Raw genomic sequence first — 15,764 nt, forward strand, 5'->3', positions numbered from 1 at the left:
GCGTCAGTAGTGCGGCGGGGGTGGTTCGGCGCCCTCCGGCCCGCCGCCGTGCTCCTCGAGGTCGCGCATGCGATCGCGCAGCCACTGGACCTGCTGGCGCAGCTCGGTATTGGCCTGTTGCAGCTCCAGTTGCACGCGGGCCTGCTCCTCCTGGGTGTATTCCTGATGGGCCAGGCGGATCTCCAGATCCTCGATGCGTTTTTGCAGGGCTTCCGAATCCATGTGGGTTACTCCACCACGTTGCGCGGCTGGTCGCTCGCGAAGCCGTGGATATTGGCCGTAACCTCGTCGATCACCCGCTGTCGGGCGGTTCGCGCGGCCCAGGCGGTGTGGGGCGTGAGGACGAGGTTGGGGATATCGTCGGCCAGCAGGGGGTGATCCGCCGGTGGGGGTTCCGGTTCCAGTACGTCGATGCCGGCGCCGCCGAGATGCCCGCTGCGCAGGTACCTGGCCAGGGCCTCGGGATCGACCAGGCCACCCCGGGCGGTGTTCAGCAGCAGGGCCCCCGGACGCATCTGGCGCAGGGCGGCATCATCGATGAGGTGCCGGGTCGTCGCGGTCAGGGGGCAGTGCAGGCTGATGACGTCGCATTGTCCCAGTAACCGTTCCAGCGGCACGCGATCCTCTTGTGCTGCGCGGTCCGGATTCAGGCTCTCGGCGACCAGCACCTCCATGCCAAAGGCCTCGGCGACGCGCGCGGTGGCCCGGCCCAGTACGCCCCAGCCGATGATGCCGAGGCGCATTCCGGCCACCGTGCCGATGGGGTGGTCGAGGAGACAGAACTGATCGGAGGCGCTCCAGCGACCGGCGCGAATGTCCGCGCGGTAGGCGTCCAGTTGGGTGACCAGCGTCAGCAGCAGGGTGAAGACGTGCTGCACCACGGAGTCGGTGGCGTAGTCGCGCGCATTGCTGACGACGATACCCAGGCGGTGGGCTGCTTCCTCGTCGATATTGTTGGTTCCGGTGGCGGCGACGCAGACGAGTCGCAGGCGAGGGGCTGCGGCCAGTACCTCCGCATTCAGCTCGACCTTGTTGGTGACGATCACCTCGGCATCACCGATCCGGCCCAGCCGCTGACCCGGCTCGGTGTGCTCGTGGAAGGACCACTCGGGAAGGCTGGCCCGGAGTTCGGTCAGGTCAAGATCGTCGCGGTCGACCGTGGCGAGATCGAGAAAGACGCCGCGTTGAAGGTGGCTCATGATCGGCGTGTATCCGTATTCAATGAAGATGGTGTCCAATGAAAAGGGCCCCGCTGTGCGGGGCCCTGGAACGCATTCCTGCCGTGCTGTGCAGCGCGGAACCCTAGTTGTCGCCCATGAAGGCGTGGAACAGGTTCAGCAGGTGCAGGAACATCACATAGAGGTTCGCGTACAGCGAGACCGTCATCACGATGTAGTTGGCCTCGGGGTCGTGAATCATCCGGCTGGTGTCGAACAGGATGGCGGCCGACAGCAGCAGGACAACCGCGGCCGAGATGGCCAGCGACAGGGCCGGGATCGCCAGGAACAGGTTGGCGACGATGGCCAGCAGGGCGACGATCAGGCCGACGACCAGGAAGCCGCCGAGGAAGCTGAAGTCCTTTTTGGTGGCCAGGGCGTAGCCGGAAAGCGTGACAAACGCGACCGCAGTGGCGGCGAAGGCGTTGCCGACGATCTGTGGCCCGTTCGGCAGACCCAGGTACATGCTCAGGATCGGGCCGAGGAAGAAGCCCAGTACGCCGGTGAAGGCGAAGGTCAGCACGATGCCCAGCGCCGAGTTGCGCGCGGCGTGGATGGCGAACGGGCCGCCGATCAGCACCCCCAGCATGATGATCCAGTGCACCGGCGGCGCGTTGACCGCCATGGCGATGAACGCGGTGATCGCGCTGAACGCCAGGGTGAGCGACAGCAGCATGTAGGTCTGCCGGATCACCTTGTTGGTGGAGATGGTCTCGCTGATGGAACCAGTGCTGGACGGATTGCGACTCGAGCGGACGATCTGGTCTCGGGACACGGGTCAACTCCTCATTGGATTCGAAACAAGCACAGTGTAGCGACAAGCGTTCCCGGTTGCAGCGTTTCCCTTGCGGTTTCAGGGCATGCGGGCCGATCACGCGGTGATCGGCCCGGCGCGGGTTACTTGATCGGCTCGCCGACCTTTTCCGAGATGGTCTTCACCGCATGGTCGGTGGACTTGAAGATGTTGTCCTTGCCGATGATGTCGTCCAGCCCCGTGCGCTGCATGACCTCCATGATCTGGGCCTTGACGCCGGCGAACACGAGCGTGATGCCGCGCGCCTTGAGGCGGTGCACCAGTTGATGGATGACCTCTTCGCCGGAGGCGTCGATCTCGTTGATGCCCTTGCCGACGACGATCAGATATTTGGATTGTGGGTGGCGGGCCAGCAGGTCCAGTACGGCATCTTCGAAGTAGGGCACGTTGGCGAAGTACAACGACCCATCGAAGCGCATGATGCCGACCTTCTCGTTGGTCTCCAGGCCGTAGCGCTGGGCCTCGCGCAGGGTGCCGTCCTCGTAGCGTGCCAGTTCCGAGACGCGCGGCTTCATGGTGCGGTACAGATACAGCACGATGGCCAGACCGGCACCGGTGAGGATGCCGTAGTCCAGGTTCGGAGCCATTGCGAGGGTCGCAACGAAGGTCACCACCGCGGCAGCGCCATCGTGCTTGTTGGCCACCCATGCGTGCTTGATGGCCTTGAAGTTCACGAGCCCGGCAACCGCCATCATGATGATCGCAGCGAGGACCGCCTGTGGCAGGTGATAAATCAGCGGCGTCAGGAACAGCAGGGCCAGGCCGATGATCACCGCGGTAAAGACCGAGGCCAGGCCGGTCTTGGCGCCCGAATTCAGGTTGACCGCTGATCGCGAGAACGAGCCGCTTACCGGGTAACCCTGAGTGAAGCCGCCGGCGATGTTCGCCAGACCCTGACCCATCAACTCCTTGCTGGGGTCCAGGCGCTGCCCGGTCCGTGCCGCCATGGCCTTGGCGATCGCGATGGCCTCGGTGAAGCCCACCAGCGCGATGACGAAGGCGGTGGTCAGCAGCGTGGTGAAGGTGCCGAAGGTGATATCCGGGATCGAGAACCCGGGGAGGCCCTGGGGCACATTGCCCACTACGGCGCCGCCGCCATTCAGATGAACGGAATCTTCACCGACCCGTTCGATGCGCCATGCGGCGCGATCGGCGCGTGCACGTTCGGCATCGGTCAGGTGATCGTCTGCAATGAACCGCGCAGGCTGATCATTCTCGCCGGGGACGCGACGCAGCGTGATGTCGCGGATCTCCTCGCGCATGCCGGCAAGTTCGGGGCGCAGTTCATCGCGCTGCAGACGCAGCTGGTCGGCCTCGTGGCGCAGGCGCACGGCCTCGGCGCCCTCCTGTTCCTGGAGCTCTGCTTCCAGCCGGCGGATCTGCTCGTCGAGATCGGCGAGGCGCTTGCCATCGCTCTCGATGGACTGTGCGAGAGTCAGAACCTGGGCCGGGGCGATCTGCTGAAGGGACGTCTCGGCCTTCTGCTCGTAGCCGATTGCCCAGCTCACCAGGATCGCCACGACTACGGCGACTAGTACCCCCGGGATCTTCGGCACGAACCGTTTCATCAGCACCATCAGGCCAATGGCGCCGAGGCCGAACGCCAGTGTGGGCCAGTGGACGCTGCCCAATTCCGTCATCACGCCCCAGAGGCCCAGCATGAAGTGGCCGCTGGTATCAATCGGGACGCCGATGATCTTGTTCAACTGCGACAGGGCGATGATGATGGCCGCGGCATTGGTGAAGCCGACGATGACCGGATGCGAAATAAAGCTGACCAGCGCGCCAAGCTTGAACAACCCCAGCATCAACTGGATCAGGCCCACGATGAATGCCAGGGCAATGGCCAGCATGACAAATTCGGACGAGCCCTCGGCGGCCAGCGGTATCAGCGCCGAGGCGGTAAGCAGCGAGACCACGGCGACTGGGCCGGTGGCGAGCTGGTTCGATGAACCCCACAGCGCGGCGACCATGACGGGCAGGAGGGAGGCGTAAAGCCCGTACACCGGCGGCAGCCCGGCCAGCTGGGCATAGGCCATGGACTGCGGGATCAGGACCAGGGCGACCGAGATCCCGGCGATGAGGTCCGCATTGAGGGTTTGCTTCGTCGGGCGCCAGCTGAGGAAGGGGAACACTCGCAGCAGAATCGAATTCATCGGGTCGCTCGCTTGGCCAGTTCGTGGGGTTGACGACGGCCGGAACCGATGCAATGGGCCCAAGGGCAGTCCGGGCCGGGGCTTGCCAGGGCCGTCGTCACAATACTGGCAGCCGGTGCTGGGCCCGGTCGGATGCGCGGGCGCAGTCGCGAAAGTAGCGCCAGATTATAGGCGGTCAGTCCATTTTCTTCTATCTAACTTGTTCTATATGACGCATATTAGATGGGCTATGTATTGCGAGGAAGTCGCGAGAGGTGGGGTTGCTTGGCGTAGTCGGGAGATGACTGTGGCCGGGACGGTGGGAATGGCGGAGAGGGAGGGATTCGAACCCTCGAGGGGCTTTCACCCCTGCCGGTTTTCAAGACCGGTGCAATCGACCACTCTGCCACCTCTCCGGGGCTGGGCATTGTCTGGCAAGGGGGGCGGGCTGGCAACCGGGGGTGGCCCGCGTGGCCTGGCGGCCACGAGAGGGAGGGATAGATTCGGACCTGCGGTCCTCACCCTTCGGGCGTTGCCTGGCGGCAACGTCCTGCGGCGGCTGCGCCGCCTTGTCGAACCCTGGGGAGACGCTGATCCATTTGCCCGTCCGCGTTGGTGCCCCATTTTTTCCGAGACAAGGCGCGCTGCGCAGTGCCGTAGTCACTCTACGGTCAAGCGGCGCAACGCAGGATCGGGGAAAATGGGGCTCCAACCCCGAAGGGGCTCGGCCGATTTTACCCGCTGGCGGCGTTGCGGCTCTTTTGTGCAGAGTGACTGCACGGCAGTCACCGCGCCTTGTCAGCGAGCAAAATCGACTCGAGCGCGGACGGGCAAATGGATCAGCGCCTCCCCGGAGGGGCTTTCACCCCTGCCGGTTTTCAAGACCGGTGCAATCGACCACTCTGCCACCTCTCCGAGGCTGGGCATTGTCTGGCAAGGGGGGCGGGCTGGCAACCGGGGGTGACCAGCGCGGACGCGCGAATAAATCCGCGCCTCCCTTGACGTCCGATCCCGCGAACCCTAATCTTTACCGCGCTCCGGGCGGTTAGCTCAGCGGTAGAGCACTGCCTTCACACGGCAGGGGTCACTGGTTCGAACCCAGTACCGCCCACCAGGATTATCAAAGGGTTAGGTCCGTTCGGGCCTAGCCCTTTTTTTGTTGGGGTGCGGCTGTGTTCGCACGCTCGCGCAGCAGGCGCTTCTCCGCGTCATTGCCGGAGCGTTCGGCTCCCTGCCGGAACGCCGCTGCCGCGGCGGCGTGTTCGCCACACCGCTCCAGAAGGTCCCCGCGTACCGCGTGCAAGGGCACGTAACGGGCGAGCGCTTGTATATCGATAGCGGTTTCGAGTGCGCTCAGCACCTGCGCCGGGTCGTCGAACTGGGCGGCCGCCTGAGCCTGATGGATGCGTGCCGCTGGTGATCCGGTGGTCGCGAACAGCGTTGCGTAGTGCGCCGCGATCTGTGGCCAGTCGGTGGCGGCGAAGCTGGGCGCGGTGGCATGGCAGGCGGCGATCGCGGCTTGCAGGCGAAATGGGCTGGGCGCTGCATCCTGGTCGCGGGCGAGCTTGTTGGAGTGGGCCAGGGCGGCCAAGCCACGGCGGATCCCGCCGCGATCCCAGGCGCTGCGGTCCTGGTCTTTCAGAAGCACCGGGTTGCCGTGCGTATCCATGCGAGCGCCCAGCCGCGCGGCATGCAGTTCGATCAGGGCCAGCAGTGCCTGGGTTTCGATGTCGTCGGGGGTGGCCTGTGCGAGTACGCGGGCCATGCGCAGCGCCTCGTGGCAAAGCTCGTTGCGCGTCCATGCGTCGCCGTGGGTGGCCACATGGCCCTCGGTGAACAGCCGGTAGATGACCTCGTGCACGGAGCCAAGGCGTTCCTGGCATTCAGCCGGCGATGGGGTCTCGAAGCGGACGTTCGCCTGTGCGAGTTTGCGTTTGCCGCGCACGATACGCTGGGCGATGGTGGTCTCGGACACCAGAAAGGCCCGCGCGAGGGCGGCGTTATCCAGCCCGGCGAGGGTGCGCAGTGCCAGGGCGCAGCGGGTGTCGGGTGGGAGAACCGGGTGGCAGGCAATGAACAGCAAGGCAAGGCTGTCGTGCCGGGCATCGTCGCTGTACTGGGGCGTCGCTGCGGCCAGGTGGCTGCGCGCAATTTCACGTCCGTAGTCGTTGACCAGGGCATCGCCCCGGTGTTGGCGTCGCAGGTGATCGACCGCACGGTTGCGCGCGGTGTGCAGCAGCCAAGCGGTCGGTTTCTCCGGGATGCCCTCGGCGGGCCAGTGTTTGAGCGCCGCGATCAGGGCGTCCTGGGCCGCGTCCTCGGCGAGGGTGTAGTCACTGCTCCAGCGTGCCAGGGCCGCGACGATACGGCGTGCATCCAGACGCCAGATGGCTTCGATGCGGCGGTGTATGTCCTGCACGCGAGGTGACGGATGCAGTTCAGGACAGCCACGGTCGTTCACTGCTGCACCAGGACCTCGAAGCCCCCCCAGAACATGCGTTGCAGATCGAACGGTGCGGTGCTGTCCGGCATCTTGTCCGGGCAAGGCAGGCGCGGGTCCGCCATGACCGCGGCATTGACGCGATCCCGGTGCTCGCGTGATTCATAGCGGATCCAGGCGAACACGACGGTTTCGCCGTCGCGCGCCTGTACGCTGCGGGGGAACGATGTCACCTCGCCGGGCGTCACGTCCTCTGCGACGCATTCCACGACCTCAAGTGCGCCGTGTTCGCGCCAGATCCGTGCGGCCAGGTCGGCCTGCTGGCGGTAGTCCTGAACCCGGTCCCGCGGAACCGGGATTACATAGCCGTCGACGTAGTTCATGAGTTGGCTCCTTTGGCGGATGTCATGGGGTGAGTCCGTATCGGGGGTGTGCCACGCGCCGCTTGCGGTGGCCACGGCTTGGGGTTGGGCCTATCGGCCGTGGTAGGCAGCTTCCAGTGCGGCGAGGTCAAGCTTCTTCATCTTGAGAAGGCACTGGGTGACCTGGTCCACGCGCGCCGCGTTCGGGTCACTCATCATGGCGGCGAGTTGTTCGGGGACAATCTGCCAGGAGAGACCGAAAGGGTCCTTGAGCCAGCCGCACTGCTCGGCCTCCGGGACAGCCGAAAGCCGTTGCCAGAGCGCGTCCATCTCCTTTTGGTCGGCGCAGTTCACCAAGAACGATATGGCCTCGTTGAAGGCAAAATCATGCGGTTGGGCGCTGTCCATGGCAGCGAACCACTGCCCCTCGAGCATGAAGTCGGTGAACATCACCGTTCCTTCCTGGTCGGGTTCCATGCCGCCGGGATAGCGTACGAGCTGGCCGCGACGCGAGTCGGAAAAGGTCGAGAGATAGAAATTGGAGGCGTTTTCCGCCTGGCCGCAGACGTCGCCGACGAACAAGAGCGACGGGATGATCGGCGGGCGTTCTTCGCCCGCGGGGTCGGTGAGAATCAGCTGCCATGACAGCCCGAAGCGGTCCTGGATCCAGCCATAGCGCTCGCTGAAGGGATAGCGCTCCAGCGGCATGAGGACGTGGCCGTCTTCGGCGAGCTGTGCCCAGGCGTTGTCGAGCCGCATTCTTGCATCGGGATCCCGCGACGGGTCGAAGTTGACCATGAACGAGATCGAGGGAGTGAACCGGAACACGGGGCCGGCACTGATTGCCATGAACGCCTGACCCCACAGGTTGAACGACACGACGTCGCAATCGCCCCCGGGTGTGCGATGGAGCGTGGTCAGGTGCGTGATGTTCGAGTCGGGGAAGACCGAGCAATAGAAGTTCGCCGCTTGCTCGGCCTCGCGGTCAAACCAGAGGTGGGGGACGATTTTCTGCGGGATCCGGGTCATGGTGTGGTGCCTCGCGTCGCGGCGTGGTTGATCGTGGAGGAAGCCGAGCGGGCATCGTCGTCACACGGGAGGTGGGTGTTCCGCGATGACGATGGCGCCTTGGAGCAACCATCCACGGGCAGATCGAAATGCAACACGTCCTCGCGTTGGCCCAACCGGCTGTACAGCGCGATGGCGGCATCGTCGGTGCGGTCTGCCTGGACGAATACGACCCAGGCGTCCATCTCTGCGGCGATCGCTTGGGTGCGGCGGATCAAGGCCGTGGCAATGCCGCGCCGCCGGAAGGTGCTCGCCACAGCGAGGTCGTACAGGTAGATCTCGCTGCGAGCTTGCTCGAACTTGTCCAGGACGTAAGCGGCCAGGCCGCCGATAACGTGGCCATCCATTTCGGCGACCAGGGCGATGAAGGTGTCTCGCGCCAGCAGGCGCTCGAGGTATTCGGGCGAGGGCCGCGCGCCCGAATAGATCTCCGGTTCTTCGAACACGTCAGCGAACAGGTCGAGCAGGGCATGCATGGGTGTCCGATCCGTGGCCCCTAGACGCCGGATCGTGTAGCGGGTGGCGCCGCACTGTGGGGAAGGGGCATCAGCCATCGTCGGAGATCTCGGTTTCGACGAGATAGGCCAACAGGTTCAGCGATTCCTGCCAGCCGAGGGTGCAGAGTTCCAGTGGGATGGCCTCCGGCAGCCCTTCCTGAAGGATGTACAGATGGGTGCCACAGGAGACCGGTTCGAGGGTTACGGTAAGGGTCATCTCGCCGCCCAGCGTGGGGTCGTCGAAGCGGTCGCAGACCACGATGCAACGGCTCGGGACGAGTTGCCGGTACTGGCCGCCAAAGTCGTGGTGGGTGCCCGTGGCAAAGTTAACGAAACTCATCCGGTAGTTGCCGCCGACGCGGGCGTCCATCTCGTGAACACGTGCGGTGAAGCCGTGCGGTGCATTCCACTTGGCGACGGCGTCGGGTTCGAGAAACGCCCTGTACACGCGCTCGGGTGGTGCACGCAAGACGCGATGCAGCTGGACATTGCGGTCAGTGAACATGGGTGGGTGGCCTCCGCAGTCGATCGATGGTTGGGGGCCGTTAGCGCTCGTGGCAGGGAGCGCATTCACGCACCTCGACCGTCGCGAAGCTTGCGGCCGGACAGCGCGCGGCCCACTCGACCGCTTCGTCGCGGTCGCCGCAGTCGATCAGAAAAAACCCGCCGATCATCTCGCGCGACTCGATAAACGGACCATCAATGAAGCGTGTCTTGTCCTCGCGGCTCTGGACGCGCACGCCGTGGCGGTCGGGGCGCAGTGATTCGCTGGCGAGTAACTGGCCACGGGCTTCGAGTTCGGCCCCGAAGGCCAGCATCTGGGCGTACAGCGCCTGTCCCTCGGCGTCGCTGCGCGCGTCGCGGTCGCCGTGTTCTTCGAGGATTAGCAGAAGGAAATTCATGGTGTTGTCCCAGTGTGTCTACTGCATTGAATGGAGGCCGAAGCGGTTGCCGTCCGGGTCGCGCGCGATCACGCAGAACCCGTATTCACCGATGGCTTCTTTTGGAGTTTCGATGGAACCGCCGGCAGCCGCGACACGCTCGGCTTCGACGGCGCAGTCGTCGCAGGCGAAATAGACCATGCAACCACCAGGACCGACCGGGTTCTCCGGCCCCTGTACCAGAGCACCGGCGGACCCGGGCAGGTTTTCGTCCATTGGGAACATCCAGACCTCGGTGGTCGGCGCGAACGCGCTGGTGTCGGCACGCGTAAGCGATACCTCCAGCACGGCTTCGTAAAATGCGCAGCCGCGGACAATGTCCTGCGTCGGAATTTCGAACCAGACGACGGGGTTGGCGGTCATGGCGATCTCTCCTGTGGTGGTACAGGGCCAATGGGCGCGGTATAGGCGCCCCTTTGAACTTTAGACGAACGAGAATCGCGAAAATCGACACGTCTTAGTTAAACCGGCCGAAAGAATCTGGAAGGCGGGTGTAACGCAATCGCTCCGGACTGGCGTGTCATTGCGGGCCACTGTGCATCGGACGAATTGCGCAGGGCCAGACATGCAAAAGGGACCGCTTGGGCCCCTTTGCTTTGATCTGGCGGAGAGGGAGGGATTACGGCCAGCATGGCTGGCCGCCCTTCGGGTCGCCTCCGCTTTGCTTCGGCGTTCCGGCGTCGCTATGCGTCACCGGTCGAACCTGAATTTGTTTATTCCTCGGGTTCGAATCCCGGAACGCTTGGGCTATACATGCGAAAGGGGCCACTTGGGCCCCCTTGCTAGTGTTTGGCGGAGAGGGAGGGATTCGAACCCTCGGTACTCGCGAGAGTACAACGGTTTTCGAGACCGCCCCGTTCGACCACTCCGGCACCTCTCCGAATCTTCTTGTCATGCGGGGTCGAACCGCCACGACGGAGCGAATCCTAGCAGATTCGGTTGGCGGAGCGGTAGCCGGGCCGGGGAAGCACGGATCAGCGTCTCTCTAAGGCATCAGGCGGGTGATTTCCCAGTCGCTTCCCGCACGGTGGTATTGGAACCGGTCGTGCAGCCGATTGGGGCGGCCCTGCCAGAATTCGAACAGTTCGGGCTGCAGGCGGTAGCCGATCCAGGCGGGGTCGCGCGGAATGTCGCCCTCCGGGTATTGCTGCTCCAGCGAACGTACACGCTGCTCGAGTTCGTCGCGGCCGGCGACCGGGTGGCTTTGGGTCGAGGCCGCCGCGGCAATCTGGCTGCCGCGCGGGCGCTGGTGGAAGTAGGTATCGGCCAGGTCGCCCGGGAGGGCGGTGACCGGGCCTTCGACCCGGATCTGGCGCTCGGTCTCGGGCCAGTAGAACAACAGGGCGGCCCGCGGGTTTTCGTTCAGGTCCTGGCCCTTGCGGCTGCGCGAGTCGGTGTACCAGGCCAGGCCCTCGGGATCAACGTGCTTGAGCAGAACGGTGCGAGCGGAGGGCTGGCCGTCGGCGTCGGCGGTGGCCAGGATCATGGCGGTGGGGTCCGGGTTGCCGGCTTCGCGGGCGGCCTCCAGCCACTCATTCAGCAGGCTGAGCGGGTTTTGGTGGAGGTCGCCGCGGCGAAGTTCGGCGCGGGTGTAATCGCGGCGGGTATGGCGGTGGTCGGCGGTGCTCATGATGTTCCCCGGGGCTGGATGCGACGACGTCATCATACGGCGCCGGCGAGGATTCGGAAATTTGTGCGACTTTCACTGTCACAGATGAGGACGATTCAAACCGAGCGCAAGGAGCATCCGATGGCTGAACCGATTATCGCCGCAGTGGAACCCCGGGGAGTGGAACTGACAAAGGGCGAGGAGTATGCGTTCTGTCGCTGCGGGCGCTCGAAGGATCAGCCTTTCTGCGATGGGTCGCACGAGGGCTCCGGCATCGAGCCGTTGATTTTCACGGCGGAAGAGGACGGCGAGGCGTACCTGTGTCAGTGCAAGCAGTCCGGCAATCTGCCGTACTGCGACGGGACGCATGCGCAATTCGATCAGGACGCGGTGGGTCAGCCCGCGAGCGCGGCGGAAGGGGATTCCGAGGCATCGGATCAGCGCGATCAGGCCCCGAGTCCCCGTAACAGCGCGGTTGAACCGCATGTCGAGTGGATTCACGCCCTGGCCCGCGACGGGCTGGAGGGGGTGGGACGCCATGGCACAACGGTGGCCATGGGTGTCCCGCGCGATCGGTTGCCCGCGTGGGACGGGCTGCAGCTCCTGGCGGCGCAACTGGCCACACGCCCGCTCGACGAAGATGCCGACGTGGGCACCTCGCTGGTGATCGGCCCCGAGGCGAAGCGCCCGCTGGAGCTGGCGATTCCGCTGCTGGTGTCGGACATGAGCTTTGGTGCGCTTTCGCGCGAGGCAAAGATCGCCCTGGCGCGCGGGGCAGAGCGGGCCGGGACCGGTATCTGCTCCGGCGAGGGGGGCATGCTGGACGCCGAGCAGGCAGAAAATTCGCGCTACCTGTTCGAGTTGGGGCCGGCGCAGTTTGGCTATTCGGACGAGGTGCTGGACCAGATTCAGGCGTTTCACTTCAAGGCCGGCCAGGCGGCGAAGACCGGGCTGGGCGGGGTTCTTCCGGGCAGCAAGGTAAGTGACGAGATTGCGCGGGTGCGTGGGATCGAGGCGGGGCAGGATGCCCATTCACCCGCTGCCCATGCCGATTTGCAAAGCCCGGACGATTTTCGCCGGTTTGCGGACGCGGTACGCGAGAAGACCGGGGGTGTGCCGATCGGATTCAAGCTGTCGGCCAACCACATCGAGGCGGACCTGGCCTTTGCCCTGGAGGCTGGCGCCGACTACCTGATCCTGGATGGCCGAGGTGGCGGTACGGGCGCCGCGCCGGCCCTGCTGCGCGATCACATCAGCGTGCCTACCATCCCGGCGCTGGCACGGGCGCGGCGCTTTCTCGATGCCAATGGGGCCACTGGACGGGTGACGCTGCTGGTCACCGGTGGGCTGCGTACGCCCGCGGACTTCGTGAAGGCCCTGGCCCTCGGTGCGGACGGGATTGCCCTCGCCAATTCGGCGATCCAGGCCGTGGGCTGCGTGAGTGCGCGGATGTGCCATACCAATCAGTGCCCCAGTGGTGTCGCGACCCAGGATCCGAAACTGCGCAGCCGGCTGGACCCGCAGGAGGGGAGCGAGCGGCTGGAGCGCTTCCTGAACGGTTCTACCGAGTTGATGAAAGTACTGGCGCGGGCCTGTGGGCATTCCAGTCTGGAGGACTTCGGGCCGAATGATCTGACCACGTTCGATCGCGATCTCGCACGTCTCGCCGGTATCCAGTACGCAGGGGTTCTCGAGGGACGTTGATGGCCGTCCTCTGTAGCTGGGAAACCCTGATGTGTTCCTGCTCCCGGGGGTGATCTGGATTAGCCCCCCTCGGAGCAATCCCGGTAGAATCGCGCTTTTTCGGGAATGGGGGTTTTGATGAGCTACTCCGATGTTCACCAGAGCTACGGGCGTTGTCGGCGGGCCGGCAACTTCGTGGATCGCTTCTACGAACGTTTTCTCGCCGCCGACGAGCGGGTGGCGCAGGCGTTCACGACCACCAACTGGTCGCAGCAGAAACGGGCCCTGGGCCAGGCGGTTTCCACCGCGATCAGCTACGCCGAGGGCGAGAGCTTCGTGGCCCCGACCATGGAAAAGATGGCCGAGGTGCATAGCCGTCATGGCCGCGTACCGGTGGCACCGGAACTCTACGGGGTGTGGCTGAACTGCATGGTGGAGACGGCCCGCGAGGTGGATCCGCGCTGGGAGGAGTCCCTGGCGCAGCGCTGGCGCGGCGCGCTGAGTCCTGCGATCGATCTGTTCATCGAGCGCTACTGACGCGAGCCGGGCCGTTTCCGGCGGCCCGGTCAACCACTGCGAAGTCCCGCCCGCGGGCGTGCCCTGTTGATCTTGGGGCGCCCCCGGCGTGTAATGCGCGCATTTCCTGTTGCCGGCGTCCGCCGGAAGAAGCCTGGTCATGTCCGCAGCACCCGATTCCCTGTTCGCCCGCAAGCCCTACTGGGCCAAGCGCTTTGGCACGGCGCCGTTTCTGCCAACCACGCGCGAGGAAATGGACGATCTCGGCTGGGACAGCTGCGACATCGTGCTGGTGACCGGCGATGCCTACGTGGACCACCCGAGCTTCGGCATGGCGATCATCGGCCGGTTGCTGGAGGCGCAGGGGTTCCGCGTGGGGATCCTTGCGCAGCCGGACTGGACCTCGGCCGAGCCGTTCCGGGCCCTGGGGCGGCCGAACCTGTTCTTCGGCGTGACCGCCGGGAACATGGACTCGATGGTCAACCACTACACCGCGGAGCGGAAGATCCGCTCCAACGATGCCTATACCCCGGGGGACGTGCACGGCAAACGCCCGGACCGCGCGGTGATCGTCTACGCCCAGCGCGCCCGCGAGGCGTACAAGGACGTGCCGGTCGTGGCCGGCGGAATCGAAGCCAGCCTGCGGCGTATCGCGCACTACGACTACTGGCAGGACAAGGTGCGCCGTTCCGTATTGCTGGATTCGCGGGCCGACATCCTGCTGTTCGGCAACGCCGAGCGCGCCTTGGTGGAACTCGCCCATCGCGTCGCGGCGGGCGAGCATCCGCGCGAGATCACGGACCTGCGCGGGACGGCCCTGCTGCGGGATGCCGTGCCCGCCGGCTACGTCGAGCTGGATTCCAGCGAGGTCGATACCCCTGGACCGGTGGATGCCAACCCCGATCCCTACGCCATGGTCTCGCCCGAGACCTGCGCTGATGCCGAGGCACAGGATGCGCAGGCGGCAGGAGCGGAGGCGGGCGCGAAGGTCGTGCGTTTTCACCGGGATATCCCGCGCGGCACCCCGCGCGACCAAACGGTCATCCGTATTCCGGCCTTCGAGCAGGTGAAGGGCGACGCGGTGCTCTACGCGCATGCCTCGCGGGTGCTGCACCTGGAGACCAACCCGGGGAATGCCCGCGCGATCGTGCAGCGCCACGGGGACAAGGAGGTCTGGCTCAACCCGCCACCGATCCCGCTGTCGACGCCCGAGATGGACGCGGTGTTCGATCTGCCCTATGCCCGGGCCCCGCATCCTTCCTACGGGGCTGCGCGCATCCCGGCGTGGGAGATGATCCGCTTCTCGGTGAACATCATGCGCGGCTGTTTCGGCGGCTGTACGTTCTGTTCCATCACCGAACACGAAGGGCGGATCATCCAGAGCCGCTCCGAGGACAGCGTGCTGCGCGAGATCGAGGAGATCCGCGACAAGGTGGACGGGTTCACCGGCGTGATCTCGGATCTGGGCGGCCCGACCGCCAACATGTATCGCCTGGCCTGCAAGGACCCGAATATCGAGCAGAGCTGCCGGCGACTGTCCTGCGTGTACCCGGGCATCTGCAGCAACCTGGACACCGACCACGCGCCGCTCATTCGCCTGTACCGCAAGGCACGGGCGTTGCCGGGCATCAAGAAGATCCTGATTGCCTCCGGGCTGCGCTACGACCTGGCGATCGAGTCACCGGAGTATGTGAAAGAACTGGTGACCCACCATGTGGGGGGTTACCTGAAGATTGCCCCGGAACATACGGAAACCGGACCACTTTCCCGCATGATGAAGCCGGGCATGGGGACCTATGACCGGTTCAAGGCCATGTTCGAGAAGTACTCGAAGGCGGCCGGGAAGGAGCAGTACCTGATCCCGTATTTCATCGCCGCGCATCCCGGGACCACCGACCAGGACATGCTGCAGCTCGCGCTCTGGCTGAAGCGCAACGACTTCCGCGCCGACCAGGTGCAGGCGTTCCTGCCCAGTCCCATGGCCCTGGCCACCGCCATGTGGCACTCGGGGCGTGACCCGTTGCGCGGCATTCGGCGCACCACCAGCGAACGCGTCCCGGTGCCTCGCGGGGTGCGCGCGAGGCGTCTGCACAAGGCGTTCCTGCGCTATCACGATCCGAACAACTGGCCGCTACTGCGTGATGCCCTGCAACGGATGGGGCGTGCGGATCTGATCGGCAATGGCAAGCATCACCTGGTGCCGACCTGGCAGCCGGCTGGGACCGGTCAGGGTGCGGCACGTCCGTCCACCGGCGGGCGCATCACCCGTGGCGGCAAGGCGCTGAAAAAGCGCGGCCAGACCTTCCAGACGCAGCACAACGGCGTCGAGGCTGCGGCGCGTCCCGGTGGCAAGCCAGCGCCAGCGGGCAAGGCCGGGGCACGCTCTGCCGCGCCCAAGGGCGGCAAGCCGCGCGCGGGTAGTGGGAAGGTGCGCAAAGGGCGCCCGGCCGGAAAACGACCGCGCGCCTGACGCCCCTGCGGT

Annotated in this window: 15 protein-coding genes and 3 tRNA genes; 4 read left to right on the top strand and 14 right to left on the bottom strand. The window is 65.5% G+C overall.

Annotated elements, in window-relative coordinates; genetic code table 11:
* Positions 1-3 precede the first annotated feature (3 nt).
* From G333_RS0107620 to G333_RS0107640, 5 genes are all read right to left on the bottom strand, one after another.
* Positions 4-222, bottom strand: coding sequence for a SlyX family protein (locus G333_RS0107620; RefSeq protein ID WP_018145547.1), 219 nt, complete (start codon positions 220-222; stop codon positions 4-6).
* 5 nt (positions 223-227) lie between these two features.
* Positions 228-1,199 (bottom strand): D-2-hydroxyacid dehydrogenase, encoded by a 972-nt coding sequence (locus G333_RS0107625; RefSeq protein WP_019628116.1) that lies wholly within the window; start codon positions 1,197-1,199, stop codon positions 228-230.
* Between the two features lie 103 nt (positions 1,200-1,302).
* Positions 1,303-1,992, bottom strand: a complete 690-nt coding sequence (locus tag G333_RS0107630; protein ID WP_018145549.1) for a Bax inhibitor-1/YccA family protein — start codon at positions 1,990-1,992, stop codon at positions 1,303-1,305.
* A gap of 122 nt (positions 1,993-2,114) precedes the next feature.
* Positions 2,115-4,187: a SulP family inorganic anion transporter gene (locus tag G333_RS0107635; protein ID WP_018938583.1), complete on the bottom strand. Its 2,073-nt coding sequence runs from the start codon at positions 4,185-4,187 to the stop codon at positions 2,115-2,117.
* A gap of 305 nt (positions 4,188-4,492) precedes the next feature.
* A tRNA-Ser gene (locus G333_RS0107640) sits at positions 4,493-4,582 on the bottom strand.
* Between the two features lie 623 nt (positions 4,583-5,205).
* Here G333_RS0107640 and G333_RS0107645 point away from each other — a divergent pair.
* Positions 5,206-5,280 (top strand) — tRNA-Val (locus G333_RS0107645).
* A gap of 30 nt (positions 5,281-5,310) precedes the next feature.
* Here the strand turns inward: G333_RS0107645 and G333_RS0107650 are convergent.
* From G333_RS0107650 to pdxH, 9 genes are all read right to left on the bottom strand, one after another.
* The gene (locus G333_RS0107650; RefSeq protein ID WP_019628117.1) at positions 5,311-6,585 is read right to left on the bottom strand and encodes an RNA polymerase sigma factor; all 1,275 of its coding nucleotides are present in this window, start codon (positions 6,583-6,585) and stop codon (positions 5,311-5,313) included.
* Positions 6,586-6,623: 38 nt separating this feature from the next.
* A complete protein-coding gene (locus tag G333_RS0107655) occupies positions 6,624-6,989 on the bottom strand; it encodes a DUF1428 domain-containing protein (protein WP_019628118.1) in 366 nt (121 codons plus the stop codon).
* A 90-nt stretch (positions 6,990-7,079) separates the two neighbouring features.
* The gene (locus G333_RS0107660; RefSeq protein ID WP_019628119.1) at positions 7,080-7,997 is read right to left on the bottom strand and encodes a VOC family protein; all 918 of its coding nucleotides are present in this window, start codon (positions 7,995-7,997) and stop codon (positions 7,080-7,082) included.
* Positions 7,994-8,590 carry an AAC(3)-I family aminoglycoside N-acetyltransferase gene (locus G333_RS14295; protein WP_081624514.1) on the bottom strand — a complete coding sequence of 199 codons (597 nt, stop codon included), beginning with the start codon at positions 8,588-8,590 and terminating at the stop codon, positions 7,994-7,996. The genes G333_RS0107660 and G333_RS14295 overlap by 4 nt, the downstream gene beginning before the upstream one ends.
* Entirely contained in the window at positions 8,583-9,038 is a 456-nt protein-coding gene (locus G333_RS0107670) for an SRPBCC family protein (protein WP_019628121.1), read from the bottom strand. Before G333_RS0107670 ends, G333_RS14295 begins: the two co-directional genes overlap by 8 nt.
* 40 nt (positions 9,039-9,078) lie before the next feature.
* The gene (locus tag G333_RS0107675; protein WP_019628122.1) at positions 9,079-9,435 is read right to left on the bottom strand and encodes a YciI family protein; all 357 of its coding nucleotides are present in this window, start codon (positions 9,433-9,435) and stop codon (positions 9,079-9,081) included.
* An 18-nt stretch (positions 9,436-9,453) separates the two neighbouring features.
* Complete coding sequence (locus tag G333_RS0107680; protein ID WP_019628123.1) at positions 9,454-9,837, bottom strand: VOC family protein; 384 nt, start codon at positions 9,835-9,837, stop codon at positions 9,454-9,456.
* Positions 9,838-10,264: 427 nt separating this feature from the next.
* Positions 10,265-10,354 (bottom strand) — tRNA-Ser (locus tag G333_RS0107685).
* Between the two features lie 105 nt (positions 10,355-10,459).
* Positions 10,460-11,104, bottom strand: coding sequence for a pyridoxamine 5'-phosphate oxidase (pdxH, locus tag G333_RS0107690; RefSeq protein WP_019562584.1), 645 nt, complete (start codon positions 11,102-11,104; stop codon positions 10,460-10,462).
* A 120-nt stretch (positions 11,105-11,224) separates the two neighbouring features.
* Here pdxH and G333_RS0107695 point away from each other — a divergent pair, with 120 nt between their 5' ends.
* The 3 genes from G333_RS0107695 (at position 11,225) to G333_RS0107705 (ending at position 15,752) form a co-directional block, all read left to right on the top strand.
* The gene (locus tag G333_RS0107695) at positions 11,225-12,787 is read left to right on the top strand and encodes a glutamate synthase-related protein (protein ID WP_019628124.1); all 1,563 of its coding nucleotides are present in this window, start codon (positions 11,225-11,227) and stop codon (positions 12,785-12,787) included.
* Between the two features lie 117 nt (positions 12,788-12,904).
* Entirely contained in the window at positions 12,905-13,303 is a 399-nt protein-coding gene (locus tag G333_RS0107700) for a globin (protein WP_018938586.1), read from the top strand.
* A gap of 139 nt (positions 13,304-13,442) precedes the next feature.
* Positions 13,443-15,752, top strand: coding sequence for a YgiQ family radical SAM protein (locus tag G333_RS0107705; protein ID WP_019628125.1), 2,310 nt, complete (start codon positions 13,443-13,445; stop codon positions 15,750-15,752).
* The last annotated feature ends 12 nt before the right edge of the window (positions 15,753-15,764 follow it).

This window comes from Thioalkalivibrio sp. AKL10 (genome assembly GCF_000381845.1).
Taxonomy (GTDB): Bacteria; Pseudomonadota; Gammaproteobacteria; order Ectothiorhodospirales; family Ectothiorhodospiraceae; genus Thioalkalivibrio; species Thioalkalivibrio versutus.

Excerpts from the sequence above, each read along its gene's own strand:
- G333_RS0107635 (WP_018938583.1), bottom strand. The coding sequence starts at position 4,187 with ATGAATTCGATTCTGCTGCGAGTGTTCCCCTTCCTCAGCTGGCGCCCG.
- G333_RS0107670 (WP_019628121.1), bottom strand. The coding sequence starts at position 9,038 with ATGTTCACTGACCGCAATGTCCAGCTGCATCGCGTCTTGCGTGCACCA.
- G333_RS0107695 (WP_019628124.1), top strand. The coding sequence starts at position 11,225 with ATGGCTGAACCGATTATCGCCGCAGTGGAACCCCGGGGAGTGGAACTG.
- G333_RS0107620 (WP_018145547.1), bottom strand. The coding sequence starts at position 222 with ATGGATTCGGAAGCCCTGCAAAAACGCATCGAGGATCTGGAGATCCGC.
- G333_RS0107700 (WP_018938586.1), top strand. The coding sequence starts at position 12,905 with ATGAGCTACTCCGATGTTCACCAGAGCTACGGGCGTTGTCGGCGGGCC.
- G333_RS0107675 (WP_019628122.1), bottom strand. The coding sequence starts at position 9,435 with ATGAATTTCCTTCTGCTAATCCTCGAAGAACACGGCGACCGCGACGCG.
- G333_RS0107660 (WP_019628119.1), bottom strand. The coding sequence starts at position 7,997 with ATGACCCGGATCCCGCAGAAAATCGTCCCCCACCTCTGGTTTGACCGC.
- G333_RS14295 (WP_081624514.1), bottom strand. The coding sequence starts at position 8,590 with ATGGCTGATGCCCCTTCCCCACAGTGCGGCGCCACCCGCTACACGATC.
- G333_RS0107655 (WP_019628118.1), bottom strand. The coding sequence starts at position 6,989 with ATGAACTACGTCGACGGCTATGTAATCCCGGTTCCGCGGGACCGGGTT.
- G333_RS0107680 (WP_019628123.1), bottom strand. The coding sequence starts at position 9,837 with ATGACCGCCAACCCCGTCGTCTGGTTCGAAATTCCGACGCAGGACATT.
- G333_RS0107625 (WP_019628116.1), bottom strand. The coding sequence starts at position 1,199 with ATGAGCCACCTTCAACGCGGCGTCTTTCTCGATCTCGCCACGGTCGAC.
- pdxH (WP_019562584.1), bottom strand. The coding sequence starts at position 11,104 with ATGAGCACCGCCGACCACCGCCATACCCGCCGCGATTACACCCGCGCC.
- G333_RS0107705 (WP_019628125.1), top strand. The coding sequence starts at position 13,443 with ATGTCCGCAGCACCCGATTCCCTGTTCGCCCGCAAGCCCTACTGGGCC.